At 72.0% G+C, this 26,832-nt stretch carries 14 protein-coding genes; 6 read left to right on the plus strand and 8 right to left on the minus strand.

The genetic code is table 11. The features are described 5' to 3' along the window. Positions 1 to 18: 18 nt before the first annotated feature. The gene (locus tag GA0115234_RS04630) at positions 19 to 4,200 is read right to left on the minus strand and encodes a non-ribosomal peptide synthetase (RefSeq protein WP_093539549.1); all 4,182 of its coding nucleotides are present in this window, start codon (positions 4,198 to 4,200) and stop codon (positions 19 to 21) included. Between the two features lie 201 nt (positions 4,201 to 4,401). Continuing rightward, a complete protein-coding gene (locus GA0115234_RS04635; RefSeq protein ID WP_161275570.1) occupies positions 4,402 to 11,724 on the minus strand; it encodes a type I polyketide synthase in 7,323 nt (2,440 codons plus the stop codon). Positions 11,725 to 12,831: 1,107 nt separating this feature from the next. On the opposite strand from GA0115234_RS04635, the gene cysC reads away from it, so the two are divergent. The 4 genes from cysC (at position 12,832) to GA0115234_RS04655 (ending at position 16,880) form a co-directional block, all read left to right on the plus strand. Beyond that, a complete protein-coding gene (gene cysC / locus GA0115234_RS04640) occupies positions 12,832 to 13,392 on the plus strand; it encodes an adenylyl-sulfate kinase (protein WP_093539569.1) in 561 nt (186 codons plus the stop codon). Further along, entirely contained in the window at positions 13,389 to 14,327 is a 939-nt protein-coding gene (gene cysD, locus GA0115234_RS04645) for a sulfate adenylyltransferase subunit CysD (RefSeq protein WP_093539551.1), read from the plus strand. Before cysC ends, cysD begins: the two co-directional genes overlap by 4 nt. 2 nt (positions 14,328 to 14,329) lie before the next feature. After that, positions 14,330 to 15,652 carry a sulfate adenylyltransferase subunit 1 gene (locus tag GA0115234_RS04650; protein WP_093539570.1) on the plus strand — a complete coding sequence of 441 codons (1,323 nt, stop codon included), beginning with the start codon at positions 14,330 to 14,332 and terminating at the stop codon, positions 15,650 to 15,652. Between the two features lie 142 nt (positions 15,653 to 15,794). Continuing rightward, the gene (locus GA0115234_RS04655) at positions 15,795 to 16,880 is read left to right on the plus strand and encodes a prephenate dehydrogenase (RefSeq protein WP_093539552.1); all 1,086 of its coding nucleotides are present in this window, start codon (positions 15,795 to 15,797) and stop codon (positions 16,878 to 16,880) included. A gap of 4 nt (positions 16,881 to 16,884) precedes the next feature. On the opposite strand, the gene GA0115234_RS04660 is transcribed toward GA0115234_RS04655, so the two are convergent. The 5 genes from GA0115234_RS04660 to GA0115234_RS04680 form a co-directional block, all read right to left on the minus strand. Continuing rightward, entirely contained in the window at positions 16,885 to 17,673 is a 789-nt protein-coding gene (locus GA0115234_RS04660) for a hypothetical protein (protein WP_093539553.1), read from the minus strand. Between the two features lies 1 nt (position 17,674). After that, positions 17,675 to 20,017: a phosphotransferase gene (locus tag GA0115234_RS04665; RefSeq protein WP_093539554.1), complete on the minus strand. Its 2,343-nt coding sequence runs from the start codon at positions 20,015 to 20,017 to the stop codon at positions 17,675 to 17,677. Between the two features lie 142 nt (positions 20,018 to 20,159). Next, positions 20,160 to 21,797 carry a GH3 family domain-containing protein gene (locus GA0115234_RS04670; protein ID WP_093539555.1) on the minus strand — a complete coding sequence of 546 codons (1,638 nt, stop codon included), beginning with the start codon at positions 21,795 to 21,797 and terminating at the stop codon, positions 20,160 to 20,162. Then, a complete protein-coding gene (locus GA0115234_RS04675) occupies positions 21,798 to 22,565 on the minus strand; it encodes a DUF6182 family protein (protein ID WP_093539556.1) in 768 nt (255 codons plus the stop codon). It lies immediately after the preceding gene. Then, positions 22,562 to 23,650 (minus strand): hypothetical protein, encoded by a 1,089-nt coding sequence (locus GA0115234_RS04680; protein WP_141718395.1) that lies wholly within the window; start codon positions 23,648 to 23,650, stop codon positions 22,562 to 22,564. Before GA0115234_RS04680 ends, GA0115234_RS04675 begins: the two co-directional genes overlap by 4 nt. A gap of 694 nt (positions 23,651 to 24,344) precedes the next feature. On the opposite strand from GA0115234_RS04680, the gene GA0115234_RS04685 reads away from it, so the two are divergent. Next, the gene (locus GA0115234_RS04685; protein WP_093539558.1) at positions 24,345 to 24,995 is read left to right on the plus strand and encodes a 4'-phosphopantetheinyl transferase family protein; all 651 of its coding nucleotides are present in this window, start codon (positions 24,345 to 24,347) and stop codon (positions 24,993 to 24,995) included. 86 nt (positions 24,996 to 25,081) lie between these two features. On the opposite strand, the gene GA0115234_RS04690 is transcribed toward GA0115234_RS04685, so the two are convergent. After that, positions 25,082 to 25,468 carry a nuclear transport factor 2 family protein gene (locus GA0115234_RS04690; protein WP_093539559.1) on the minus strand — a complete coding sequence of 129 codons (387 nt, stop codon included), beginning with the start codon at positions 25,466 to 25,468 and terminating at the stop codon, positions 25,082 to 25,084. A gap of 595 nt (positions 25,469 to 26,063) precedes the next feature. Here GA0115234_RS04690 and GA0115234_RS04695 point away from each other — a divergent pair. Beyond that, positions 26,064 to 26,825, plus strand: a complete 762-nt coding sequence (locus tag GA0115234_RS04695; protein WP_093539560.1) for a thioesterase II family protein — start codon at positions 26,064 to 26,066, stop codon at positions 26,823 to 26,825. Positions 26,826 to 26,832: the final 7 nt, after the last annotated feature.

The raw sequence follows: 26,832 nt of genomic DNA on the forward strand, positions 1-26,832 counted from the left end.
GCGGGTCCTCCCCTGGGGTCAGTGCTGAGCGGGACAGGTGGTCATGAGTGCGGCGACGGCCGCGACATGGGCGTCGGTGAGCAGTGTGTGGTGGGTGCCGTCGGTCCGCTCGGCGGTGGTCCGGCCGCTGGTGAGCGAGGACCAGCCCCACTCCGCGGAGTCCGTGTGCGGGTGGTCCGCGAACTCGGTCACGCTCCCGTGCGCCGCCCGGACCACGGTGATGTCGGCCGCGACCGTGGACGCGCGATAGCGGTGGCACGCGGTGATGATGCCCCGGAACACCGGCCAGCTCAGGGCCAGGTCGGCGGCGTCGGGGAGGTCGAGGCCCTGTTCCCGGGCCAGTGCCACGGTCCGGGTGAGCCGCTCCGGCGCCGGGGAGGCGGCCAGTTCGGCCGCGTCGGCGGGGCGGACCGCCGCAGGGTCGAAGCCGACGTCCAGGTCCTCCAGGAACCACAGGAGCATAGCCGCCTCGCCGGGCTCGGCCGCCTCGGGGGTCCCCTGGTCCGGGGCCGGTGAGTCGATCACCACGAGCCGCTCCACGGTCTCGCCCCGCTGCTCCAGCAGCCGGGCCAGCTCGAAGGCGATCACCGAGCCGGACGACCAGCCGGCCAGCCGGTAGGGGCCGTGCGGGCGGGCCGCGAGCAGCGCCCGGACGTAGCACTCGGCCAGTGCCTCCACGGAGTCCAGCGGCTCCCTGCCCACCCCCGGGCCGGGTGCCTGGCAGGCGTACGCGGGCCCGTCGAGCAGTTCCGCCAGTCCCCGGTAGCAGAGCACGTTCCCTCCGGCCGGGTGCACCAGCACCCAGGGGGTCCCGTCGCCCGTGTCGTCGAGCGCCACCAGCGGGGACCACTCGTCCTGTCCGGTCTCCAGCAGCGCGGCGAGCGCGGCGACGGTCCGATGCTCCAGCAGCGCGCCGAGCGGGGCGCGCAGGCCCAGCCGTGTGCCGACCAGGCCGATGACGCGCAGCGCGGCGAAGGACTGTCCGCCGAGGTCGAAGAAGTCGTCGTGGACGCCGACCGGTTCGACCCCGAGGACCGATTCCCAGATCTCCACGAGGACCTTCTCGGTCTCCGTCCGGGGCGCCGTGTACGTACGGGTCCGGCCGTCCTGCGCGGGGCCCATGGCCTCCAGGGCGCGGCGGTCCAGTTTGCCGTTGGCCGTGAGCGGCAGGCCGTCGACGACGACGACGAAACTCGGTACGAGGTGGCCGGGCAGCCGGTCGGCCAGGTAGGCGCGCAGCTCCTCCGGTTCCGGGCGCGGTACGTCCGGCTCGGCGACGGCGTAACCGGCGAGCTGCCGTCCCGAGCCGGAGGCGCGGGCGACGACGACCGCGTGCCGCACGGCCGGATGCTGGGCCAGCGCGTGCTCGATCTCGCCCGGCTCCACCCGGAACCCCTGGATCTTGACCTGGAAGTCGGCGCGTCCCAGGAACTCGATGTCCCCGTCGGGCAGATAGCGGCCGTGGTCGCCGGTCCGGTACAGCCGCTCGCCGGTGACCGGGTCGGTGATGAAGGAGGCCGCCGTCCGGTCGGGGTCGTCGAGGTAGCCGAGTGCGACGCCGGTACCGCCGATGAACAGGTCGCCGGTGACCCAGTCGGGGGCGTCCCGGCCCACCGCGTCCAGCACCCGCCAGGTCTGGTTTCCCAGCGGACGGCCGTAGGGGATGCTCGACCAGGCCGGGTCGACCCGGTCGATCGGGTGGTGGATGGACCAGATCGAGGCCTCGGTCGCGCCGCCGAGGCTCACCACCCGCGCGTGGGGTGCGATCCGGGCGATCAGGTCCGGGAGCCGGACCGGGATCCAGTCACCGCTCAGCAGGACCACGCGGAGTGCGGGGAAGGTCAGACCGGCCTGCTCGGCGGCCTCCGCGAACAGCTGCATGATCGCCGGTACCGAGTTCCAGACCGTGACGCCGTGTTCCCGCACCAGGTCGGCCCACTGTCCCGGGCTCGCGGCTCCGGCCGGGGGCAGCAGCAGGGTCGCACCGGCCTCGGCGGTGCCGAAGACGTCGTAGACGGAGAGGTCGAAGCAGAGCGAGGAGACGCCGAAGACCACGTCGTCCTGGCCGATGCCGAACCTGCGGTTGATGTCGACCACGGTGTTCAGCGGTCCTCGGTGGTCGAGTACCGCGCCCTTGGGCTTGCCGCTGGACCCCGAGGTGTAGATGACGTAGGCGGTGTCGCCGGGGTCGCCCTCGTGCACGGGTGCCGGGCCCTTCACCGGCTCCGCTTCCGCGACCGTCAGCACCGGGCGGCCGGTGGCCGGGGCGAGGGAGTCCCGCTCGTCCGCCGAGGTGATCACGGCGGCGACCCGGGCGTCCACGAGGAGCTCGCCCACGCGTTCTCGGGGCCAGCCGGGGTCGATGGGCACATAGGCGGCCCCGGCCGCGAGCACGCCGTGGACGGCGGCGATCTGTTCACCGCCCTTCGGCAGGACGACGGCGACCTTGTCGCCGGGCCTGACACCGTTGCGGTGCAGGAGGGCGGCGACGTCCTGGGCGCGGGCGTGCAGTTCCGCGTAGTCCATGGCGCCGTCCGCCGCCACCACGGCCGGCGCCCCGGGGCGCCGGCCGGCCTGCCGGGCCAGCGCGCGGCCGAGCAGGCCCTCGGGGATGTCGCAGGCCGTGTCGTTGACCGCGGCGCGGCGTGCGCGCTGTCCGTCCGGCAGCAGGCCGAAGGAGCCTCGCGTCCAGGCCGCCGGGTCGTCCGCGAGCAGCAGGAGCAGGTCCCGGTAGGCCGTGTGCATGGCGTCGACCAGACCGGCCGGGAACATGGTCTCGACCAGGTCCCAGACCACCCAGAGGCCGCCGTCGCTCTGCTCCCAGAACTGGTTGTCGAGCAGCACCTGTGGCGTCTCCAGGTGGCTGAAGACCGGCTGGTCGAGGTGGCCCATGAACAGTCCGCTGCCGACCACGAACGGGCAGGCCGCGCGGCCGGGCGTACGCCGTACCTGGTTGAGCGTCTGGAGGACCTTCACCCCGCTCCAGTAGGTGTGTTCCATGTCGGTCATGACCTGGCTCTGCAGCCGTCGGGCCCGGTCGCGGAAGGTCTCGTCGTGCCGCCAGTCGACCTCCAGCGGGTACAGCGAGGCGAAGTTGCCGACCACCTCCGAGATCTGCGGATGGATCGGCAGCCGGTGGGTCATCATGTTGTTCAGCAGGAAGTGCCGGGAGCCGCTCCAGTACGCCACGAGTTCGGCGTAGACCGCGTACACGGCGTTGGTCGTGGTGACACCGTTGTCCGTCGCCCGCTGCTTGAAGCGGGTCCACTGGTCGGCGGTCAGGGTGAATTCGCGCCGGGTGAGCTGGACCCGGGTGCGGGTGTCCGTACCGCTCACCAGCGGCAGGTTCGGTGCTTCCGGCCAGGCGGCCATCCGGTCGCACCAGTACTTCCGGGAGGCTTCGCCGCGCTCCGACTCCTCCAGGGCGGCCAGTGCCAGCACACAGTCGCGGTAGGCCAGATCCAGTTCCGGCAGGGTCTCGGACGGGTCGTGGTAGCTGCGCAGCACGCTGTCGAGGAAGCGGCCGGTGCCGGGGCCGTCGCTGAAGAAGTTGTTGTTGTTGTAGTGCAGCCTCGCCCGGCCGTCGCCGTAGCGGGTGATCCGCACGTCCATCCAGGGCCAGGTGTCCAGCGGGAGTTCGGCGGCCTGCATCTCGTCCCGGGTCCGCTCGACGACGGCCCGTGCCTCGGCCTCGGGGGCCTGCCGGACATCCGCGACCCGGACCTTCACCGGTGCGGGGTCACGGACGGTCTCCAGCTGGAGGTCGTCGCGCACCACCACCAGACTGTCGCGCTGGCGGTGCAGCATGCGGTTGAGCGCGGCCTCGAAGCGCTCGGGGTCGAGTTCCTCGAAGTCGAACTCCATGTACTGGTGCGGCCGGACGTGGTACTCGAACTGGGCGGTGCTGCCGACCAGGAACGACATCTGGAGGTCGGACGGCGGGAACGGCTCGTGGCGCCGTTGCTCGTCGCGGACGACCTGCGGGAGCGCGCCGGTCTGCCGGGCGGCGTCGCCCTGTTTGAGCAGGGCGACCAGCTCCGCCTTGCGTTCGGTGAGTTCCTGCCGGATCTGGTCGGGGAGCGAGCCGGCGGTGGCGCGCACCTCGATGCGGTCGCCGTCGACCAGCCGCAGGCGGACGCCGTGCTGGGCGAGCCGGCCGAGCAGCTCGGCCGGGTCGGCGTGGCCTCCGTGTGCTGTCATTCCGGGAACTCCATTTCGGACGGTCGGGAGCGCCGGACCCGGTCGGGCCGACGCCGCCACGGGGAAGTGGTACGAAGTCGGGGGCCGGGGCGTGGGGGCCCCGGGGCACGGCACCACGGGGCCGGGGCGCGCCCGTGCGTCCGCCGGCCGGTGGACCGGCGGACGAGGGGGCGTGGATCGGCGGCGCGGTGTGCGCGTGGATCAGATGGTGAGGACCTCGACGTCGTCGGCCCCGGCGTCGTCGGCCTCCGAGTCGTCGGCGACCAGACTGCGGAGCGTGATCTGTCGGTGGATCAGGTCGACCACGTCGGCGACGGTGTTGCCGCCGAACACGAACGAGGGCGGGACGTCCGCCGAGAAGTCGGCCAGCAGCCGGTTGCGCAGCCGTACGGCGCTCAGTGAGTCCAGGCCGAGTTCGCTCAGTCGGCGGTGCCCGAAGGTGGGCCGCAGCTCGTCCCGCTGCCGCGTCGTGAGGCCGAGCAGCTCACCGGCGGCGTCGAGGAGTTCCTCGCCGATCGCGGCCTTCCCGGCCTGCGGGTCCCGGAGCGCGAGCTCGGCCACCCGGTCGGCCGCGCGGCCCTCCTGGCCCTCCCGGCCCTCGGACGGTTCCACCGGGGTGTCGGGCAGCTGCCCGTCCGGGGTGCGGTCCGGGGCCAGGTCGCTCAGCAGGGTGTACGGCAGCCGCCGGTTGTCCGTGGCGGTGAACCGGGCCCAGTCGACCGCCGCGAGCCCGGCCGCCGGGAGGCCGTCGTCCAGCAGGCCGCCGAGCGCCGCCAGGGCCTCTGCGGAGCCGATCCCGGTGATGCCGGTACGGGCGAGCCGGGCGAGCAGCTCGGGACGGGCGGCCATGCCGGCCTGGGCCCAGGGGCCCCAGTTGACGCCGAGGGCCACCTGTCCCTCGTGGCAGCGCTGTTCGGCGAGCCCGTCCAGGAAGGCGTTGGCGGTGACATAGGCGGCCTGTCCGGCCGAGCCGGTCAGGGAGGCGAGCGACGAGAAGAGCACGAGGAAGTCGAGCTCGACACCGGCGGTCAGGGTGTGGAGGTTGCGCGCGCCCTGGACCTTCGGCCTGAGGACGGCCTCGAAGCGTGCGCGGTCGAGGTCGACCAGCGGGGCGTCGTCGGTGACGCCGGCGGCGTGGACGACACCGCGCAGCGGGGGCAGCTCCCGGTCGATCCGCCGGAACAGGCCGGTCGTCGCCGGAAGGTCGGCCACATCGGCCGGCCAGAGCTCGACCCGCACCCCGGCGGCCCGCAGCTCCTGGACCTCGCGCGGGGTTCCGGCCGGTACGGAGCGGCTGGTCAGCACCAGGCAGCGCGCGCCCCGGTCGGCCAGCCACCGTGCGGTGGCCAGGCCCAGGGCACCGAGCCCGCCGGTCACCAGATAGCTGCCGTCCGGACGGACGGGTGCCGTCGCCGCGTCGCCGCGCCCGGATTCCCGCAGTCGGGCGGTGAACCACCGGCCGTCACGCACCGCCAGATGGCCGCGCCCCGGCAGTCCCGCGACGCGGGCGAGCACCCCGGACAGCGGCGGCTGTGTCCCGCCCGGCTCGAAGTCGACCTGGACGCATTTGAGTTCGGGGTACTCGGCGATGACCGCCCTGGCCAGTCCGGTGAGCATCGCCTGTCCGGCGTCCGGACGCGTCGGCAGCTGCGGGACCCGGACCGCGCCGGTCGAGCAGACGACGACCTCGGGGCGGTCCGCGGCGAACTCCCGCAGGAACTGCCGGAGGATCGCGAAGGCCGTACCGGCGGGCCCGGAGGGATCGCCGTCGGCTGCCGCCGGGGCCATCCGGAGGACCAGTCCGGCGACCGTGTCCGCCCGGTGACGGGCCTCGGTGAACAGCAGGGCCAGTTCCTCGTCCGAGGCGTCCGGGGCGACCACCAGTGCCTGGGCCGTGGTTCCGGCCCCGGCGCACCAGTCGTCGGCCGGTGACGCGTCGGTCCCGCAGACCAGCCAGGTGCCCGGCCGCCCGTCGGTGGCCTCCGGCGGGGCCGGGACCCAGTCGGTCCGGAGCGTCCGCACCCCGGCCCCGGCCGCCGCGGCGATCCGGTCCGGTGCGACCGGCCGGAGCCGCAGCGCCTCGACGGCCGCCAGCGGTTCGCCGTCGTCGGACAGCAGATCCAGGTCGAAGGCGCGTGTGCCGTCGGCCCCGGGTCCGGCGTCGCGGACCACGCACCACACGTGTGCGGGCAGTCGGCGGTGGACGGTGATCCGGTCGATGCCGACCGGGAGGAGGAGTTCCTCCGTATCGCCGAGGAAGGCGGCGGTCACGTGGAAGCAGGCGTCGAGCACCACGGGGTGCGCGTGGTGGGCCGCATGGTCCTCGGCCGGGAGCGTCACCTCGACCCGGCCGACGGCCCGCGTCCGGTCCGCCCAGAGCCGGCGCAGTCCGCGGAAGGCCGGGCCGTAGTCGAGTCCGCGTCCGCGCAGCGTCTTGTACAGCGTCTCGACGTCCAGTTCGGTCAGGCCGTCGCGGAGCCGGTCGAGGTCGGCCCGGGTGTCCGGGGCAGGTTCCGCCGCCTGTGCGGCGGCCACCGTGACGTGCTCCGTCCACTCGTCCCGCCCGGACACCCGGCTGAAGCCGCGGATCCGGTGCCCGGCCTCGACCACCGTCTGGGTGGTGACCGGTGCGTCGTCGGGCAGCGGCAGGAAGGCGGTGAAGGACACTCCGCGGAGCGACCACGGCCCGTCACCGGCGACCGCGCGGGCGGCCGCGTCGGCCCACTCCGTCATCGCGGCCCCGGGCAGCACCGGACGGCCCGCCACCCGGTGCTGGTCGAGGTACCAGGGCTGTTCGGCGGTCAGGGTGCGGGAGAACCAGTGGGCCTCGGCACCGGCGAGTTCGACGGGGGCGCCGAGCAGCGGGTGTCGCCCGTCTCCGCCGTCGGTGAACCAGTGCCGGGTCGGTTCGAGCGGGTGGCCCGGCAGGCGGACCGGCAGCGGCAGCCGTCCGTACGCCCCGTCCCGGTCCCGCAGCACCCCCGTCCAGTCGACCCGCCCGCCCCGGACGTACCACTGCGCCAGTCCCTCGGCGAAGCGCCGGTCGTCGGTGTCGTCGCGGTGCAGACTCGGCAGGCTGACCGCCTCGGTCAGCGCGGCCTCGATGAGCGGGCCGAGCACCGGGTGCGGTCCGCACTCCACGACGGTGGTGCAGCCGAGCGCGGCCAGGGCGTCCAGGCAGTCACCGAACCGCACCGGCTCCCGCGCGTGCCGGGCGAGGTGACCGGCCGAGAGCTCCGGTACGGCGGCGCCGGTCAGGTTGGACACCAGCGGGATCTCGGGGGCATGGAAGGTGATCGTCGCGGCGAAGCGCTCGAACTGTGCGACGGCGTCCGCCATCAGCGGGGAGTGGAAGGCGCGGGTGCCGTGCAGCCGGGTGATCCGGGCACCCCGCTCCGCCCAGCGGGCGGCGAGCCCGGCCGTCGCCTCCTCACCGCCGGAGATCACCAGGTCCTCCGGCCCGTTGAGGGCGGCGACCACCACCGAACGGTCCGCGGGAAGCTCCGCGCGCACCGCCGCGAGCAGTTCACGGTCCGTGTGGACCGCGTACATCGCTCCGGGCCCGGCGAGGTCCTGCATGGCACTCGCGCGGGCGACGACCAGCCGTACGGCGTCCGGGAGGCTCAGGGCGCCCGCGACGCAGGCCGCCACGTACTCGCCGAGGCTGTGCCCGGCCACGGCGTCGGGTTCCACCCCGCTCGCGCGCCACAGGGCGGCCAGCGCGTAGTCCACGGCGAAGAGGGCCGGCTGGGCGAAGCGGGTCTGTTCGAGGTCCACCTTCGGGCCCGGGGCGTCGCACAGCGTCGGCAGCAGGGAGACGCCGAGCTCGGCGCGGACCACCGCGTCCACCCGGTCGAGCGTCTCGCGGAAGGCGGCGTGCCGGAAGTACAGCGCCTTCGCCATGCCGGGGTACTGCGCGCCCTGGCCGGTGAACACGAAGGCCACCGGGCCGTCCCCGCCGCGGCCCGCGACGCCGGACACCACCGCGTCGGTCGGCAGGCCGTTCCGGTACGCGGTCAGTGCCTCCGCCGCGTCCTGGTGCGACCGGGCCAGCACGGCGAGGCGGTGGTCGTGGTGGGAGCGCCGGGCTCCGGCGGTGTGGACCAGCGCGTTCGAGGCCGGCGCGGCACCGTCCTCCGCTCCGACGAACCGTGCGTAGTCACCGGCGAGTCGGCGCAGGGCGGGCCCGCTCTTCGCGGAGACCGGCAGGAGAAACCATTCACCGCTCTCGGTCGTCTCCACGGCGGGCTGCCGGGCCGGTGCGCCGGAGAGGATCACATGTGCGTTGGTGCCGCCGAAGCCGAACGAGCTGACGGCCGCCGCCTGTCCGGGGCCCTCGGGCCAGTCCGTCACCGAGCGCGGGATCCGCAGGCGGGAGCCCTCCAGGTCGATCAGCGGGTTGACCGTGCCGACGTGCAGCGAGGCCGGGATCCGGCGGTGCTCCAGGCAGAGCACCGTCTTGATCAGACCGGCCATTCCGGCCGCGGCCTCCAGGTGGCCGATGTTGCTCTTCACCGAGCCGACATGGAGGTCGGTGCCGGCCGGTTCCCCGTAGACGGCGCGCAGTGCGCCCATCTCGATCGGATCGCCGAGCCTGGTGCCGGTGCCGTGGGCCTCCACGTAACCGATCTGTCCGGGCGTCAGGCCACCGGCGGTGAGGGCCGCGCGCAGTGCGGCCTCCTGGGCCGGTCCGTTCGGCGCGGTCAGAGTGCTGCTGCGTCCGTCGGAGGAGACCGCCGAGCCCTGGACCAGGGCGCGGATCCGGTCGTCGTCGGCGAGCGCGTCCGTGCTGCGGCGGAGCACCACCACACCACAGCCCTCGCCGCGCACATAGCCGTCCGCCGCGGCGTCGAAGGTCTTGCACCGGCCGTCCGGGGCCAGCATGCCGGCCTGGGTGAAGCCGGTGGTCAGCGCGGGGTCCAGGAGCAGGTTGACGCCGCCGACGACGGCGACGTCGCACGCGCCGCGCCGAAGGTCGTCGCACGCCTGGTGGAGGGCCACCAGGGAGGACGAGCAGGCCGTGTCCACCACCTGGCTGGGGCCCCGCAGGTCCCAGAGGTAGGAGATGCGGTTGGCCGCGATGCTGGACGCGTTGCCGGTGCCGTCGTGGGCGGTGGCGGGGCGGTGGGCGCGGTCCTGGAGGCGGCCGTAGTCGTGGGTGCTGATGCCCACGTAGACGCCGGTCCTGCCCCCGGCGAGCGCCGCCGGGTCCGTCCCGGCGTCCTCCAGGGCCCGCCATACGGTGGTCAGCAGCAGGCGCTGCTGCGGATCCATGTGCCGGGCCTCGTCGCGGGAGATGCCGAAGAACGCGGCGTCGAACTCGTCGACGCCGTCGATGAATCCGCCCCATGCCGGTTCGCCGTGCTCCAGCCTGTAGCCGAGCAGTCTGCGGCGCGGCGGCACCTCGGTCACCGCGTCCCGCCCGTCGAGGAGCAGCTGCCAGAAGGCGTCGACGTCCTCGGCGCCCGGCAGGCGGCAGGCCATGCCGATGACGGCGACCGGCTCGTGGTCGTCCGGCGGTCGCGGCGCGGCCGTCTCGGGCTGCTGCCGGGGCCGGGGGGCGTCGCCGCCGGTGAGCGCGTCGGCCAGTGCCGCGACGGTGGGGTGGTTGTAGAGGGCCTTGGCGTCGACCGGGGCGCCGAGCCAGGCGCGGAGGTCACCGGCGAGTCCGGCGAGCCCCGCCGAGTCGAGTCCGAAGGAGCCGAAGGGCGTGTTCGCCGGGATCTCGTGGGGGTCGAGCCCCCGGAGGTGGGCGATCCGGCCGGTCAGCCAGTCGGCCACCTCCTTCCGGGTGCGGCCCGGTCCGGCCGGGGCGGGAGCCGGCCGGGCGGCCGCCGCGGAGGAGGTGTGCACGGGCTTGAGCTCGCCCGCCAGATGGAGGCGCTTGCACTCCTGGCGGCGGACCTTGCCGCTCGATGTCAGCGGGAGCTGGGCCGGCCGGATCAGTACGACGGTCCGCGGGTCGATCTGGTGCTCGTCGACGACGGCGAGCCGGATGCTCTGCACGACCTCGTCGCGGTCGGCGTCGCGGAAGCCGCTGCGCGTCAGTTCGCTGACCACGACCAGCTGTTCCGTGCCCTCGGCGTCCTCCACCGAGAAGGCGACGCCCTTGTCCCGTTCGAGGGCCGGGTGGGAGTCGGCGACGGTGAGCTCGATGTCCTGCGGGTAGTGGTTGACACCGCGGACCACGATGAGGTCCTTGCGCCGCCCGGTGATGTAGGTGTCCGCGCCGAGGCGCCCGCCGAGGTCGCCGGTGCGCAGATACGGGCCGCTGCCGTCGGCCAGGCGGGCCCCGAAGGTGGTTTCGGTGGCCTCGGGGTTCTGCCAGTAGCCGGGGCTCACGGTGTCGCCGCGCAGCCAGATCTCGCCGCACTCGCCGTCCGGCAGCGGGGTGTGCGTCTCCGGGTCCACGATCAGCAGTCCGGTGTCCAGCAGGACGTCGCCGTTGCTCGGGAGCCTGCGGCTGCCGGGGGCGCCGTCGGGCACGCGTCGCAGCCGGCCGTGTCCCAGCTCGTCGCTGTCGAAGGAGTCGACGCCGAGTGTCTCGCCGGACCGCCGCATCGTCACGGCGAGTGTGGACTCGGCCATTCCATAGGCCGGGGTGAAGATGTCGGTACTACATCGGAACGGCGCGAACTCGGCCGCGAAGCGCTCGATCGACTGGGGCCGGATCGGCTCGGCACCGATCATGAAGGTACGGAGCGCCGAGAGGTCCAGGCCCTCGCGGTCCTCGGGGCGGATGCGCTCGCAGCACAGGTCGAGCGAGAAGTTGGGGCCGAAGGTCAGCGCGGCCCGGTAGCGGGTGGCCGCGGTGAGCCAGCGCAGCGGCTCCTGGACGAAGTCGATCGGTGCCATCAGCACGTTCGTCGCACCGGCCCGCAGCGGGTACATGAGCCCGGCGACCAGGCCGAAGTCGTGGAAGAGCGGCAGCCAGGACAGTGACACCTCGTCCGGTGTCAGCCGGATCACATCGGCGAGCATGTCGAGCTGGTGGACGAGGTTGCGGTGGGTGACCATCACACCGCGCGGGCGGCCCGTCGAGCCGGAGGTGTACTGGAGGTAGGCGACGTCGTCCGGGCCGGGTTCGGGCCGGTGCCAGGTCTCCGGGTCCGCCGACAGTTCGGCCGTCGTCATCACGGCGCAGGCTGCGGGGAGTTCGCGGCGCATCGGCTGGACGCGGTCGGCGCCCACCACGGCGAGCCGCGGGGCGCAGTCGTCGACGATGCCCTCGACCCGCGCGCCCTTCCGGCTCCTGGTCGGCGGGAAGGCGGGCACCGCGATCGCCTTGGCATAGAGGCAGCCCAGGAAGGCGACGGCGTAGTCGACACCCTGCGGCAGGAGGATCAGTACCCGCTCGCCGGCCATCCCGCGGGCCTGAAGCCCTGCGGCGAGGGACCGGGCGCGCCGGTCGTACTCGGCGAAGGACAGGCGCTCGGCCTCGTTCTCCCCCTCGGCCAGCATGATGAGCGCGGGCTTTTCGGACGACTCGACAACCCGCGCGCGAACAGCATCAATAATGAACACGGAAATATCCCACCGAGACTTTGTTGGCACATTTCTCCTGCTTTTAGGCAGCCAGAAATGGCACACATGAGGCCCATAAAAAAAGGAGCCACTGGGAAACCCGTCGGAACGACAGGGAAAAGAATTCGGTAAGCCGGAAGCCAGGGCTGGCGACATCATCAGCCAGCGGGCACCTCAGCAGGAACTACGCATATCCATTCGCACAACCGCCACCACCCTCGACCACTCCCCCGTCCGAGACCCGGCACACTCGGTCGCCGCTTGAAACGCGGCCCACTCGGCCATAAGTCCTCTGAATGATGATCATCACCCTAATGAGTGAACCAGAGGCGCGTCAAGCATCATTGGAGTTACCCGCAATCGGAATGCAATGCTCCCCTTGTTGAAATTACGGGCGGGCAGGTGGTGCGCAAGTGCGAGAAATGTACAAAAATCCGGCACCCGGCACTTCCGGATTAGGAGAGTCCGGAATGGCGGCCATTCAGAGGTATGAACCTGTTCACCGTACGGACACGGCCCGAAGAATGGGCGGAGCCGTATGCGGCATCAAGATCCGTGACTGGCGCTCCCTACGTAAGGCACCTATGCTCGGTCGCGGCCGCACGACCGAATGGGCTGTCCAGCAGGGGGAGGTAGGCGCAGGGTCCGGCCACCGATATCGGCTCGGCACTTTCCGGCTCCCACAGTCCTGATCACACGTCGGCCCGCGTCTTCCCGCCGGGTCCGGCAATCCAAGCCGTACCGTTCCGCGATGCCCTGGGCCCCGCCGGCCGCGCGTCGGTCCCGCGAGGGACGGCGGCCGCGCACCGTTCGGCCCGTACACCAGGCATACGGACCGCCACCGCGCGGCGTCACAGCTCCGCCCGCCACGGCGGGCCGGACGTTTCCCACCGGCCACCGGGCTCTGATCACAAGACTCCGCATCACAACACACCGGTTGCTCACCCGGCAGCCCTGCGAGCAGCCGGGACGTCGGCCACCGGGGCCGGGCGCCGGGCCGGATCCGGCAGGACCAGGTGCGGCTCCACTTCTGACAGATCGTCAACTCACTTTCTGGAGAACATCACCGTGACGACAGCCGACACTCCGGTCGCCGGGGACACCGCAGTGGCGGCCCCCGTGGCCGCCCCCTCCGAGCGCGGTGCCACCGTGTGGCTGACCGGGCTGCCCAGCGCGGGCAAGACCACGCTCGCCCTCGCCCTGGCCGAGCGGCTGCGCGCCGAGGGGCACCGGGTCGAGGTGCTGGACGGTGACGAGATCCGCACCTTCCTGTCCAAGGGGCTGGGGTTCACCCGGGAGGACCGGCACACCCATGTGACCCGGGTCGGGTTCGTCGCCGAAAAGCTGGCCTCCCACGGAGTCAAGGTGCTGGCCCCGGTCATCGCCCCGTACGCCGGGTCCCGCGCCGCCGTGCGCGAGCAACACGCCGCCGGCCGCACCGAGTTCCTGGAGGTCCATGTCGCCACTCCGGTGGAGCTCTGCTCCGAGCGTGACGTCAAGGGCCTGTACGCCAGACAGGCCGCGGGCGAGCTCTCCGGCCTGACGGGCGTGGACGATCCGTACGAGGTTCCGGCCGATCCCGAGCTGCGGATCAGCACACAGGGCCGTTCGGTGGCCGAGTCCGCCGCCGAGCTGTACACCTTCCTGACCGAGAGGGGACTGGCATGACGACCGCTGCCCGGCACCTGGTGGACACGCGGGAGAACCCGTTCGTGCTGTCGCACCTGGACGCCCTGGAGGCCGAGTCCGTACACATCTTCCGTGAGGTGGCGGGTGAGTTCGAGCGGCCGGTGATCCTCTTCTCCGGCGGCAAGGACTCCATCGTCATGCTGCACCTGGCGCTGAAGGCGTTCGCGCCCGCGCCGGTGCCGTTCGCGCTGCTGCACGTCGACACCGGGCACAACTTCCCCGAGGTCCTGGAGTACCGCGACCGCACGGTGGCCCGGCACGGTCTGCGGCTCCATGTCGCCTCCGTACAGGAGTACATGGACGCCGGAAAGCTCCGCGAGCGCCCGGACGGCACCCGCAACCCGCTGCAGACCGTGCCGCTGTTGGACGCCATCGAGAGGGGCGGGTTCGACGCCGTCTTCGGCGGCGGGCGCCGCGACGAGGAGAAGGCCCGCGCCAAGGAGCGCGTCTTCTCGCTGCGCGACGAGTTCGGCGCCTGGGACCCGCGCCGCCAGCGCCCCGAGCTGTGGTCCCTGTACAACGGGCGGCACGCGGTCGGCGAGCACGTCCGCGTCTTCCCTCTGTCCAACTGGACCGAGCTGGATGTCTGGCAGTACATCGCGCGCGAGGGCATCGAGCTCCCGGAGATCTACTTCGCCCACGAGCGCGAGGTCTTCAGCCGCTCCGGCATGTGGCTGACCGCGGGCGACTGGGGTGGTCCGAAGGAGCACGAGACGGTCGAACGGCGCCTGGTGCGCTACCGCACCGTGGGCGACATGTCCTGCACCGGTGCCGTCGACTCCGACGCGGCGACCATCGCCGACGTCATCACCGAGATCGCCGCCAGCCGCCTCACCGAGCGCGGTGCGACGCGTGCCGACGACAAGATGTCCGAAGCCGCCATGGAAGACCGCAAGCGCGAAGGGTACTTCTAATGATGAGCACCGTCACCGAAACCAGCACCGCCTCCCTGCTCCGTTTCGCCACCGCCGGCTCCGTCGACGACGGCAAGTCCACCCTGGTCGGCCGTCTGCTGCACGACTCCAAGTCGGTCCTGGCCGACCAGCTGGAGGCCGTCGAGCGCGCCTCGCGCAGCCGCGGCCAGGAGGCGCCCGACCTGGCGCTGCTGACCGACGGGCTGCGCGCCGAGCGCGAGCAGGGCATCACCATCGACGTCGCCTACCGCTACTTCGCCACCGCCCGGCGGCGGTTCATCCTGGCCGACACCCCGGGGCATGTGCAGTACACGCGCAACATGGTGACCGGCGCCTCCACCGCCGAGCTGGCCGTCGTCCTGGTCGACGCCCGCAACGGTGTCGTCGAGCAGACCCGCCGCCACGCGGCCGTCGCCGCGCTGCTGCGGGTGCCGCACGTGGTCCTGGCCGTCAACAAGATGGACCTGGTCGACTACGCGGAGCCCGTCTTCGCCGCCATCGCCGAGGAGTTCACCTCCTACGCCGCCTCGCTCGGCGTCAAGGACATCGTGGCGATACCGATCTCCGCACTGGCCGGCGACAACGTCGTCGAACCGTCGGCGGCCATGGACTGGTACGGCGGCCCGACCCTGCTCGAACACCTGGAGACCGTCCGGGTCGGCGGCGACCCGCGCGAGGAGCCGGCCCGCTTCCCGGTCCAGTACGTGATCCGGCCGCAGAGCGCCGAGCACCCGGACCACCGCAGCTATGCCGGGCAGCTCGCCTCCGGTGTCCTGCGTACCGGCGACACCGTCACCGTGCTGCCGTCGGGCCGCACCACCACCGTCGCGGGCATCGACGCCGTCGGCAGGGAGACCGACCTCGCCTGGGCCCCCCAGTCGGTCGCCGTCCGCCTCGCCGGGGACATCGACATCTCGCGCGGCGACATGATCGTGGCAGGCCCCGCCCCCGTCCCCACCAAGGACGTCGAGGCGACGGTCTGCCACCTCGACGAGCGTCCGCTCCGCATCGGGGAGAAGGTGCTGCTCAAGCACACCACCCGCACGGTGCGCGCCCTCGTCAAGGACATCTCGTACCGGATCGACATCGACACGCTGGAACGGCGGTCCGGCGACCGGGGCCTGGCCGTCAACGACATCGGCCATGTGGTGCTGCGCACCGCCGAGCCACTGGCCCTGGACGACTACGCCGACAACCGGCGCACGGGCTCGTTCCTGCTGATCGACCCGGCCGACGGCACCACCCTCACCGCCGGTATGGCGGGCGAGGCGTTCCCGGCCGCGGGCGGGGAAGGCGCCGCGTCCACGGCGGCCGGGGCCGTCTGACGCGCGGGGCCGGCGCGCTCGTCGTGCGGTGGCGTCGGCCCCGAGGGCCGTCCCGTGTTACCTGGCGGATCGCGCCGGTACCGCGGGTGCCGAAGGAATCAACAGAATCGCATTCAACCGCTCCAGGGGACGTGAACCGCCCATGCGCCATGCCGCCGTCATCGGCACCGGACTGATCGGCACCTCGGCCGCCCTCGCGCTCACCCGGAGCGGGCTGCGCGTGTATCTGGAGGACGCCGACCCGGACTCGGCCCGGACGGCCGCCTCGCTCGGCGCGGGCACCACCGAACGGCCCGGCCACCCGGTGGACCTGGCGATCATCGCGGTGCCCCCGGCCCTGGTCGGCAGGGCGCTCGCCGACTGCCGGCGCCGCGGCCTCGCCCGCTGGTACACCGATGTGGCCAGTGTGAAGAGCGGCCCACGGGCGGACATCCTGGCGCGGGGCCTGGACACCACCCACTACATCGGCGGTCACCCGATGGCCGGCCGGGAGCGCTCCGGCCCGCTGGCCGCCCGCGCCGACCTGTTCGAGGGCCGGCCCTGGGTGCTCACCCCCGACGCCGGCACCGACACCGAGACGCTCAACGCCGCCCTCGAACTGACCGCGCTCTGCGGCGCGATGCCGATCGTGATGGACGCCGCCGCGCACGACCGTGCCGTGGCGCTGATCTCGCACGCGCCGCGACTGGTCGCCGCACTGGTCGCCGCCCGGCTGGAGCACGCGGACGAGACCGCCGTCCGGCTCTCCGGCCAGGGGGTCCGCGACGTCACCCGGATCGCCGCCTCCAACCCCGCGATGTGGGTCGACATCCTCTCCGCCAACGCGGGCGTGGTCGCCGACGTCCTGGAGGAGGTCGCCGCCGACCTCGGCGCCACCGTCGCCGCGCTGCGCGCCCTCCAGGCCGACGGCGAGGACGAACGGCGGGCCGGTGCGGTGGGGATCGAGGCGGTGATCCGCCGCGGCGGCACCGGCCGCGCCCGCATCCCCGGCAAGCACGGCGCGCCGCCGACCCGCTACGAGACGGTCACCGTCGTCCTCGGCGACCAGCCCGGCGAACTCGGCCGCCTCTTCGGCGAGGCCGGCGCCCTCGGGGTGAACATCGAGGACGTCACCATCGAGCACTCCACCGACCAGCAGGTCGGCCATGTCCAGCTCGCGGTCGCCCCCGCCTCGGCGAAGGCCCTCATGGCGGGCCTGCGCGACCACGGCTGGAACATCCGGGACTGACCCCTCACCGGCCGCGGAGGTCCCCCAGCGCGCCGCACACCTGTTCCGCCACTCCGTCCGGGGAGAGGCCGGAACAGTCGATGCGCCGGACGGTGACATCCGGCCTGGCCGCGCTCAGCCAGTCCAGGACCTCGTCGTAGCGCTGCCGTGTCGCGGACAGGAAGGCCGTGGTCTCGTGCAGTTCGCCGCCACGCGTGCGTTCCCGCGTGCGCCGCAGGGCCTGTGCGACGGGCAGGTCCAGCAGCAGCACCGCTTCGGGTGTCGTCACGCCCAGCCGCCGGCTCAGCTCCTCGTGGATCTCCGGCCCCGGCCTGGTGCCCAGGCGCAGCAGTTCGGTGCCCAGCGACCAGGGGTCCGTGCCACCGGAACACGTCCGGAGCCAGTCGCGGACCGACCGCGCCGCCCCGGGGTCCTGCTTTCCCCACCAGGCCTCGATGTCGTCGCCCGGCTGGTCGTCCCGCTCGACGCGCCCGAACAGGGGCAGGTACACCAGCGGGTCGATGAGCGGATGGCGGTCGGTGAGCAGGACCGGGCTGTTCTGCAACGCCTGCCGTTCGGCCGGACCGTACAGGCACAACTGGAGGTAGAGCACGGCGACCTTGAGCTGGACCCTGCCCAGTGCGTCGGCCGCGGCGGACGCGTCGGCCAGGGCCAGGGACAGCTCGGCGAAGGGACTTACGGGATCGTCGTGGCTCCGTATGGCATGGACGACGGCGATGCCGTCCCGCTCGTGGATGCGGCGCAGCACCGTGGTCTTGCCGGTGCCGTCGATGCCGACCAGGGCAACCCGCATGTCACTCACCGTCCCGTGACTGTTCGAGGGACCACAGGCGGAACGTCGTCTCCAGCACCCGGGGCAGGAAGTCGAACTCGCGCTGGCTGTGTCCGGCCGCGTACAGGGCCAGCCGGGTCGTCATGAACCTCCGCAAGGCCAGCTGATATCCCCGGTGCCAGCCGGAGCGGGCGACCACGGCCGCCGCCTCCGGTGACACCGCGGCCACGGCCCGCGCGTGCACCGCGAGGAAGCGGTCCACCTCTTCCGTCGTGGTCTGCGGGCCGAGACAGAAGGCCAGGAGTTCCACCACGTCGCGCTGTGGCACGTCGACGGTGGCCAGCTCCCAGTCGTACACGACCGGCCGGCCGTCCCGCAGCGCGATGTTGCGCGGGTTGAAGTCGTTGTGGACGAGGGTGCGGGGCAGCGCCTGAAGTTCCTGCGTCCAGTATCCGGCGTCCTCGACGATGCCGAGCAGGATGTTCGCGCGCGGGGCGTCGACCAGGGCGGGCAGCTCCGCCACGGCGTGGCGGACCAGCGCCTCCCACAGCTCCCGTGACTTGGCCAGGTGCGCCGGCTCCGGCACCCGGTGCAGCCAGCCCTCGTCGAGCAGCTCCTGATCCCGGTCGAGCCAGTGTCCGTGGACCCGGGCGATGGCGCGCAGCGCCGCGTCGATCCGGTCGGGGGTCCATGGTCCGCCGTCGTCGCGCAGCCGTTCCATCAGGACGACGTACGCCTCGCGCTCGTCGTCCTCCAGAACTCCGTAGCAGCGCGGGAGCAGGCTGGTCAGCACGGGCTCCGGGCGCCGGTACACCGCCGGTTCGCGGCGGTGCGTGTCGGTGAACTCCGTGTCGGCGCCCCAGCAGTTCCACGCCCGTGCCACGTCCGGGCCGCACAGCGAGACCAGCATCGCGATGCCGGCGACGACCTCCTCGCCACGTGGCTTGACCTTGGCCACCATCTCGGTCGTTGCGGCGGTCCCGTCGCCGTCGGTCCAGCTCACCGTCAGCGGGTGGAGGCCGGTCAGCTTGCGGCGCTCCCCCAGCGCACCGAGTTCGCTGGAGATCCCGTCGCCGTACAGCTGGGGGGACGGGCTGACCTCGGTGACGTGCAGGCGCGGATCGCCGAGACCCTGTGCCAGTACGGGCTGGAGCAGCACCGCGTCGAGGTCGCCGTCCTGCAGCCAGTCGACGCGGCGGGCCCGGCCGAGTCGCTGGTGCGCGTCGGCGAACTGGCCGCTGACCACCGCCGCCATGGTGGACACGTCGAGGGCGAGGGCGAACCCGGCGACGATCTCGGCGAACCGCCGGACACCGCCCGCTCCCGCGCAGCCGAGCGCGGTGAGCAGGTCGCGCTGGTGGGGCAGTGCGGTGCCACCGCCGACGGTGCCCGCGACCAGGTTGGGGAGCAGGATCGTGGCGAGCAGGTGGTCGCCGTCCATCTCCAGCGAGAAGAGGGAGACCCCCGACTCATGGACGCATGCCACATCCTGTCCGGTCGCCGTGAAGAGGGCCGCGACCACGTTGGCCGCGTTGACGCCGTACCCGGTCATCCCGGCCTGCTGGGCCCCGAGGAGCGTGGCGGTGTAGCACTTGACCATGGCCTCGGGGGTGGTCTTGAGGACCGATGCCACCACGTCGCGGCTCAGCCGGGCCTCGGCGGTCACCCGGGTACCGCGCCCTGCCAGCATGGATCCCGTGGTCACCTTCTTGTCGCCGCTGAGGTTGCCCTCCAGAAGCATGTCGCGGGGGCGCAGCTCGTCCTCGGCGGCGAGTACGCCGGTCAGCCAGCGGCAGATCTGCCAGGTCGCCGCCGTCGTCATGTTCTGCCCGGCGGCGTCGGCGGTCTCGAAGACGAAACGCACGTGCAGGTAGCGGCCGATCTGGTACGGGTCGATGTCGACCAGGCGGGTGTACCGGGACACCTGGCCCACCTGTTCCTCCAGCCGGTCGCGCTGATCGTGCAGCCAGGCGGTGAACCGCTGTGCGGTCGCGATGTCGGCGAACTCGAACACGGGCGCCCTGGTCATGCGCTGGGACAGCACCGCCGTCGTGACTCCGCCGGAGGCGCTGATGGCGCGTGCGCCACGGGACGCCGAGGCGACGAGCGCTCCCTCGGAGGTGGCGAACGGGGCCACGATGCTGCCCCGGGCCGCGTCCCCGACGAACAGCAGGGGTCCGGCGAGACCCACCGGCACCTCGACCGAGCCGATGAAGTTCTCCACGTTGCCGACCAGGTTCTGTGCCGTCAGCCCGGTGCTCTCCAGTGACGCCAGCGCTGTTCCGTTGCGCTCGCGCAGCCAGTTCAGCCGTTCTCTGCGGGCGTCCTCGGTGTACTGCCCCCGGCCGGGGATGGTGTCGGTCATACAGGGCTTCCCTCTCCTCGTTGGACGCCGTTCCGCCGGGCCGCGGTGCGGAGGTGCGTGCACCCGGTGGGGACGGTCGTTGTGTTCGTTGTCGCCGACGGCCCGGACCGCTCCCGCCCGGCCCGGTGGCGTCGCCGCGGGGTCAGCCGGAACTCTCCGGTCCGGTGCTGGCGATCCGGTGCCACACGTCGTCGCCGGGGAGGAAGACGCGGTCCTTGACCCGGGGCGGGCGCTGCCCGGCCCGTATGGTGCGTTCCCACTCGCGCAGGAACGCGTCCGGATGGACGGTGACGACCTCGACGGGGGCGATCGCCCCGGCCCGGCGGCCGGCGCCGTAGCCGGGGCAGTGCTCCGACAGGCGGGTGTCGAGGGCCGTGGCCAGGTCTGTCGCGGGTGGGCCGGCGAAGGCGACGGCGAGGCGGTAGCGTCCGCCGGTCCCGCTCTCCGCGGGGTCCAGGTGGTAGGTCGCGTTGCGGATCTCCGCGCCGGTGTCCTGGCAGGCGGCGCGCAGCGCGCACAGGGCGGCGGCCTCGGTGAGGTTCTCCCCGGCAGCGGACCGGACGGTGTTGCGGCCCACGTACTCGATGCGCGGGGTGCGGCCGATGTGGCCGACGACCCGGACGAGGTCGGTGACCGCGCACCGGTACATGCCGCCGATGTGGCTGAAGACGAGGTGGTAGTCGCGCCCCTCGTCGAGTTCGGTGGGCAGCAGCGTCTCGCTGTCGGCGGTGACCGGCCCGTCGGCCGGGACGAACTCGTAGACGCATCCGGGCAGGTACAGGGGCGCACCGCTGGGGTGCCGGTCGACCGGTACCCCGGCCGGTCCTTCGCAGGACGCGATGGGCGCGGAGAACAGCTGGACGCCCGGCCCGTACGTCTCCCGGACCCGGGGCAGGTACAGGGAGGCGAGCGCGCTGTTCCAGACGAGTATGGCGGACAGGCGCGGCCACAGGTGGTACGGGTGGACCGTGCCGAACGTCCTGGCGTACCGCTCGATCTCGTCGGCGCGCTCCGGGTTCGGTGTCGTGTGCAGCCGCCCGTCCAGGGTGCCGGCCCGGATGTCCTGCACGATCCGGGGCCACAGTTCGCGCAGTTGGTACGGGAGGCCGGCGACCATCGCCGGGTTGACGCCGATGACCACCCTGACGTCCTGCTCCGCGGCGAGGCGCAGCTTGTAGTAGCTGCGGTCCCAGGGGCCGGCCGCGGCCAGCTCGTCGGGGATGCGGCTCCACGGGGCGGCGTTGCCCGGTCCGACCGCGGAGTCCTCACCGAACTTGCGGTAGTCGACCTGACTGGCGCCGATGTGCGGTTGTCCGTTCCGGGCCCGTGCGATCGGCGCGGTGGGGTCCTGCCAGAGGTTCAGCACCCCGTTGGGTGCGGCGAGTGCCTGGGGCAGTGTCCGCAGCAGCGGGGCGAAGGCGGCGTAGTAGAACGGCAGGAAGGTCTGCCGCATGTAGCTGGGCGTGACCGGGATGTGCTTCTCGCGGCCGGTGCTTCCGCTGGACGAGAAGTAGACGACCGGGTCGTCGGTGGTCAGCACGTTCCGTTCGCCGTCCATGGCCCGTCCGATCCAGGGCATCAGCTCCTCGTGGGTGCGGATCGGCACCGCCCGGCGGAACTCGTCGATGGTCCGCACTGCGCCCAGCCCGTGCTCACGGCCGAACGACGTGCCCGCGTGCTGCTCCAGGATCCCGGTGAGGAGGTCGCGTTGCACCTCCTCGGGGCGGTCCAGACTGTCCAGTAGGCGGCGGTGCTCCGCCCGTACGCGTTCGGCCTGCATTCAGTGGCCTCCTTGGAGACGGTTCGATTCCAGTACGCCGTACAGGCGCGGGTGGTGGGGCTCGGTTCGGCTCCGGGTGATCCGTGTCTGGACCCGGTCGGCACGGGCGGGGGCGAGGAGGTCGCGGAACTCGGCGGTGTCGAGGGCCTTCCGGTGGTCGACCCGGAGGGTGTCGCCGGGCCCGATCAGGCCGCGCAGGGCGGCCTCCGCGATGAGGTGGTGTACGTGGACCAGGTAGTCGCCGGTGCTGACCCCGCCGATCGCGACCGCCGCGTCCACCACGTGTCCCGAGGGTTCCCCGCCCGGGACGGTCACCGTCAGCGGTCCGGTCGGCACGTCTATCGGCGCCGGCCCGTCGAAAGCGCGCAACAGCCGGGAGAGCGGCCGCAGTTCGCCTCGCCGGGCCGGTCCGTACCAGGCGTACGGCGCACCCGCGGTGGTCCGGCAGCCCGGGTGCCGGGCGGCCACGCTGGCGGGGCGGCCTGCCAAGAACACCGTTCTGGTGAACGCCCGGTACCACCCCTCGCACAGATCGTCCGGGAGCGTCAGGGCGAAGTCTGCGACACCGGCGATGAACGTCGCCACGTCGAGATCGGCCACCACGACCGCGACGCCCACCCCCCAGGGGACCGGCCCGTCTCCCAGGCCGTCGTGGGCCGCCCGCAGACGGGTCCGTGCCGCGGCGGTGAGCAGTTCCACGTCGGACTGTGCCTCGGGAAGTGCCTCGGACCACGCCTCGGACCGCACCTCGTGCGGTGCCTCGCTCATGTGTAGACCGCCCGGAGCGCGGGGGCCGGCAGGGCGGCCCGTTCTCCCATCACGGATGCCGTCAGCCGGTACGGGTCGACGTAGCCGGACCGGGCCTGCAACCGGGAGAGCGCCGTCATGACCTGCTGTCCTGCCAGGTCGGCGGGGTCGTCGGGGGTACGTTCCAGCAGGCGGGCGGCGCGTCCCACGCTTCGGCGCAGCAGGTCCATCCGGAAGGACTGCGCGGAGCGCCGGTGCAGCACTCCGGCGAAGTACAGTCGCATCCCGAGCCGGTACGCGGTCCGGTCGGCGGAGCCGGAGGTGGCCGAGAGGTCGGAGAGCGTCGTTCCCTTCCAGCCGCCGTACCGACTGGAGCGGACCGTTCCGTTGAGCGGCACCCGGCTGAGGCCGAGACGTGTGACGGCGGCGCCGAACTCGGTCAGCACGCGCTTGAGCAGCAGGTAGTCGGCGGTGAGTTCGTCGTCGTGGATGAGCAGGAACATCCGGCCGGGGCGGATCAGCGGTACGAGCTCGCGCAGGATCGGCACGAGGTAGTTAGGGTGCCCTTCGCTGCTGATGAGCTGCCGGAGCGGCATGCCCCAGCGCGGGCCGTCGAGGTAGAGGGGGCCGCCGAAGCGCCGGTGATCGATGATCAGGCCCCGCTCCGCCAGTGCCCCGATCACCGGTCGTGTCGCGGTGGCCAGTGGGCGGTCCTCGGCCAGGCCCAGGTCGCCGACGCCCAACAGATCCAGCTCGGCGCGCCACAGTTCGAGCATGCGTCTACTGGCGGGATGGATCCAGCCGTCCTGGTCGGCGCGTGCCAGGTAGGAATCGAGTGCGCGGGGATCGGGCTCCCGGCGTTCCGTGTGGTACCGGAGGTAGCGTTCGCCGATCCCGGTCTCCGATTCGCCGCTCCAGTCGGTGTCCGGTTCGGTCAGATCGAGATAGTGCCAGAACGCCGTCGACTGCGTGGTCAGCGTTGCCATGCGGTTGTTCCACACCAGCCGAACCCCGGTGACCGCGGCGCTCGCCTTGACGAGGATGTCGGTCCACAACAGACCCTTCACATGGGTCGGTGTGAGTGGCTTGGTCGGGGTGATGGTCACCGGTGCCACCACGAGTTCGGGGGAGGCGACGGTGGGCGGCTGCGTTCTCTGCGCTGTCTGTGGTGTCTGTGGTGTGCGTGACGGAAACACATCATGGGCCACGAGGCGATCTTTCCCCACGTCGAGGTGTCGAGGTGCCGATGGTCTGTAAGGGGCAGAGGAGAGGGCAACCCCCTTGCGAAGTCCTCGACTTGTCCACGTTTCGTCCGCGTTCAGCGGGCTCGCTGAACCGGCCGCTCGGGCATGGTGCTCCATGGGCATGGAGCGCAGGCCCTGAGGGTTTCCTTTCGGACGGGTTGGAACCCGAACGGTCGAGGTGTCAGGAGCGCGTGCGAATCCGCGCCCGGAATGCCGAGAGTGTTCGCCGTCAGCGGTGAATTCGCGTGGAAAGCACGGCCGACCGGCCGCTGCTCCAGATGTGACGGCGCTCTTCTTCCGAAACGCCCGCTACCACTCGAAGGAATTCAATGCACGCACAACTGAATCTCCCCGCCCCCGTGATGATTACGATCCTGGCGGCTGCCCAATACCACGTCAGCCCGGCTGCCCCAGCGGGCGCCACCAGAACCTCAAGCTTGTCCTGCCCCCGCCAGACATGTCAACGGTGTTTCAAATGGTGATGGCGGGACTTCTGTGACGACGAACCGGTACGCGGGCCCAGCATGAACCGAGCGTGAGGTCCTAGAATGCCGAGGTGATCGAGAAGCTGATGTCCCCGCCGGTCGCCGCTGTCGATTCCTTCGTCGATCCCCAGGACGCCTTCCTGATGGGTGAGGAGGTGGAACTGGTGTGGCAGGCCGCGGAGAAGCGCCGCCGCGAGTTCACCACGGCCCGGTGGTGCGCACGGCGGGCCCTGGCCCTGCTCGACGTCCCTCCGATGCCGATCCTGCGCGGGGAGCGCGGCGCGCCCCGGTGGCCCGAAGGGACGGTCGGAAGCCTGACGCACTGCGACGGCTACCGCGCGGCCGCCGTCGCCCGCGCGACCGAGGTGCTCAGCATCGGCATCGACGCGGAACCCCATCTTCCGCTGCCGGGAACGGTGTTGGACGCCATAGCGCTGCCGTCCGAGGCCGGCCGGATGGCCGGGCTCCGGGCGAAGGACCCGGCTCTGTGCTGGGACCGGCTGCTGTTCAGTACGAAGGAGTCGGTCTACAAGGCATGGTTCCCGCTGACCGGACGGTGGCTCGGTTTCGACCAGGCCGACATCACGCTCCACAGCGACGAGACCTTCCACGCGAAGCTGCTGGCCCCGGCTCCGGAGGTACCGGGCGGCGAGTTCACCGGCCGATGGGCGGTCACCGACGGGCTGATCGCCACGGCCATCGTGGTGCCCCGCGCCCGGTAGTCCGGAGCCGTTCCAGGATGACTTCCGCATCCCTGGAATCCAGGTCGGAACCCCTGGAATACACCCTGGAATACAGGTCAGGCAGGTCAGACCATCGGCGCGAAAAAGAATGTCTCGCGGCGGGAGAAAGTCCCTGCGGGCGTCAGCTCGAAGAAATCGGCGAATCGTAACGAGGCATGCGTCCCGTCGCGCAGTTCACCCTCGAACACACCGTGCACTGCGACGTCCTGGCCGTCGTGAATGAGCTTCAGAACGGAATGGCGCCCACTCTCTATGACGCGCTCCTCACGATAGAATCGCTCCAGCTCCTTATGTCCCGTCAGTTTCTCGTATCCGGGCCGGAGATATTCGGCAGTGGTGTCGAACAGCTGAACAAGGCCGTCTATGTCGCCTTCGTCCACGAGCCGGTAGTAAAGGCGTACCGTATCGGCCGGAGAATTGCCGACCTCGGATTTGTTCTCACGCTGAGACATGACCCCCCTCTCAGTGTTCCCGCGCACGGCCCTGGATCGGGCGGCATCCGGGACTTGCACGACGCCGCTGGAACTGGAAGAGGGCGTGGTTCGTCAGCCCAGTACGGGACGGCGCGTGTGGCCCACTCTGCTCGGCCCGGACGATCCAGGCAAGGGGAACCAGGGAATCGGTGGGCGTTGGGCACCGGGAGCGACGAGCGCCGCGGGCGTTGGGCACGGGAAGTATGGGCCCCGGAGTGTTGGGTACGGGGCGTGTCGGGCCCGGGAGCAGGGTGATGCCCACCACGCCATCTGATCTTCAATTTCCCGAGAGTGCGTGCAAGTTGGCCTGTATGATCACCAACGGTCAAAGCTGGGCACACTCGGAAGGTGGTTGTGACGGTGCGGCGAGGGAGCTCGTACGTCCTCCACCTCGAATGCCGGGTGGTGGCGGACCTGTCCCCACCCGTTTCCAAGACGCCCGTTCCCGAGACGCCCATCCCTCATCGCCGTGTGCCGCCATCCCGCCTCGGTCCCCGCGACAGACATCCGCTGAAGTGAAGCCGTGCCCGGGGCACCGCGACCCCGGCGTGGCGTGTAGGAGGTTGAGAAGTCCATGTCGGCAGCTTCGTTCTCACTCATATGCCTGCCCTACGCGGGCAGTGGCGCCGGTTTCTACCGCCCGTGGAACGCGTTGCGTTCACACGGCATCCAGGTGGTGCCCCTCCAGCTCCCCGGCCGCGAGGAGCTCTTTCTCGACGAGCCCTACGAGGATGTCGCGGAGGCGGCCAAGGCACTGGCGCCGAAGGTGGTCGACCTCGTGGGCCGGCAGGCACCGTTCGGTCTGTTCGGCCACAGCCTCGGCGCGGTGCTCGCCTATGAACTGGCACGTGAAGTGGAACTGCTGGGCGGCACTCGCCTGAGCCATCTCTTCGTGAGCGGGTCTCCGGGGCCGTGGGACGGGCGGGCCGAACGGGCCACGGGAATGGACGACGACGAATTCGTCCGCCGCATCGGCGAATTCGCCGGATACCGGCACGAGGCGTTCGACGATCCGGATCTGCGCGAGCTCCTGCTCCCCCTCCTGCGGACGGACGTGGCGATGCACGAGAACTACAAGCCCGCTTCGGACGAGCCCCTGTCCGTCCCGGTGACCTCGCTCCGGGGCGCGGACGACGTGCTCGTCTCCCGCGAGCAGGCGCACGGCTGGAACGCGTCCACCACCGGCCGCTTCACCTACCGCGAGGTCCCGGGCAGCCACATGTATCTCGTGGATTCCCCGCAGAGCGTCCTGGACGCCGTCTCCGCGGAGCTGAGCGGTACGGAAGCGGAGCCGAGCGGTACGGAATCCGGCACCTCCGACACACTCGCCGGCTGAGGCCGGC

Source organism: Streptomyces sp. DvalAA-43, from assembly GCF_900091725.1.
GTDB lineage: Bacteria > Actinomycetota > Actinomycetes > Streptomycetales > Streptomycetaceae > Streptomyces > Streptomyces pulveraceus.